Raw genomic sequence first — 1952 nt, forward strand, 5'->3', positions numbered from 1 at the left:
GTGCCGGCGCTGGGCGAGGTGATGACGGGGGCCTGAGGCCGGTTGTTGTCCACGGTGATCTGGAGGGTGGCCTGGCCCTGGTTGCCGAGCTCGTCGCTGATGGTGGCGGTGAGGGTCACGGGCCCGTTGACGGTGTCGTAGTTCACGGTACCGTTCTGGATGAGGGTATCGTTAGGGCCGGCAACGATGGAGGTGGGGAAGGTCACCGGCGCCCCGCCCCCCAGGCTCACGATGAGCCGGGTGGTGCCGGCCACGAAGCCCACGCCGGCATCCCGAGCCCGGGTGGTGACCACGGCGCAGCCGGAGACGAAGCCCGGGTCCGCCGGGAAGAGGTCCACGTTGCCGCCGCCTGCGCAGACGGTGCCCACATCGCCGGGGCCCCGGTCGCGGGCCGCCAGGGTCACGTTGGGCGGGGTGTTGTCCACGTTGAGGATGTAGGCGGAGAGGGGCCCGGTGGACTCGTTGCCCACCTGGTCCACCGCCACGGCGAAGACGCGGTAGGTCCCGTCGGGAAGGGCAGCCTGGGTGTTCACCTGGATGGAGTAGGGGCTGACCGTGGCCTCGCCCAGGAGGATGTCCCGGTTAAAGGTAGCGTCAAAGGGCGTCCGGTCAGCGAAGTAGCGGATGGCCCGCACCCCGGAGGCGGGGAAGTTGGTACCCGTGGGGTTGTCCACCAGGCTGTTCAGGTTCTCCAGCCCCTGGGTGAAGGTGCCGTTCACCCAGTTGCCCTTGACCTGGGTGCTGGCCGGGGAGAGCTTGGAGACCTCCACGATGTCGGCGAGCTGTGGGGGAAGGTTGTCGGGCACGAACAGTCGGGCCTGGGTCAGGTTGTTCTGGCCGGGGGCCACCTCCCCGTCAAAGTAGACGCGGGCGATGTAGAAGTAGGGCTCGCCCTGCTGGAGCACGGCGCTGTTGTCCACCACCTGGGCCGTGCCGGGGGCGCCGTCGTAGAGGCGGGTGGAGGTGTCGGCCTCGGTGCGGCCGCGGAAGATCTCCACCCGGGTGGGGTTCAGGCCCCGGCCGTCCACCACGACCCGCACGCGGATGTTGCCCCTGCCGTAAGGCACATCCAGGGTGTTGCCGTTGACGTTCTGCTGCAGCACCACCAGGTTGGCGTTGGCGTCGGCCGGTTCCAAGACCACCTGGATGCTGGGTCCGCGCCGGAGCCGGACCGTGACGCTGGCCTCGGCGCTGCGGCCCAGGTCGTCCTCCGCCCGCACCGTGAGCTGGTATTCGCCGTCGGCAAGGTTTTCGGGGACGTTCACCGTGAAGGTGCGGGTGACGTCGTACTGCTGAGGCTGCACCCCGGCGGAGAGGACCCTCACCGGAGAACCTCCGGCGAAGGTGTAGGTGAGGCTCCGCAGGTTGCCCTGGGTGCCCTGGACCCGCACCTGGGCCAGGAAGGGCCCGTTCACCACCGCCCCGTTGGCGGGCTGGAGGATGGAGATGCTGGGCCGGCTCTGGGGCACCACGGTGATGGTGGCCTGGCCGAACTTGGTGTTGTCCGCCACGCTGGTGGCCCTGATGATGGCCTGTCCGGGGGCCACGCCCCTGACCACGCCGTTGCTGTCCACCGTGGCCACGGCGGTGTCGGAGGAGGACCAGGTGACCGCCTGGGAGGCGTTGCCCTGGACCTGGACCTGGGCGTTCAGGGCCACCTGCCCGCCCACCTCCACCTGGGCCGTGGCCGGGGTAACGGTTACCGAGAGAACCCTATCCGCCTGCGGAGGTGGGGCCGCCTGCTGCCCGCACCCCGCGAAGAGCAGGGCCAGGCCGCCCAACAGGGCGAAACCTAGAGTCTTGAGCCGCGTTCCCTTCATAGCCTCTTACCTCCCTTTCTCTGCGTTCGCCCGGAAAGGTTTCCGCCGTTGCCCTTCCCGGTTCCGGCGCCGCGCGGGCGAGGCCCGCTATCTCCCTGAGGCAGCACCGCGCGGCATCCGAGGCTAATCTTA

Annotated in this window: 1 protein-coding gene; it reads right to left on the reverse strand. The window is 69.5% G+C overall.

Translation table 11 applies throughout. The features are described from left to right. On the reverse strand, positions 1-1820 hold a 1820-nt coding region (locus tag B128_RS12980; protein ID WP_018110276.1), incomplete at its 3' end, for an Ig-like domain-containing protein. Positions 1821-1952: the final 132 nt, after the last annotated feature.

It is taken from the genome of Thermus igniterrae ATCC 700962, assembly GCF_000376265.1.
Lineage (GTDB): Bacteria > Deinococcota > Deinococci > Deinococcales > Thermaceae > Thermus > Thermus igniterrae.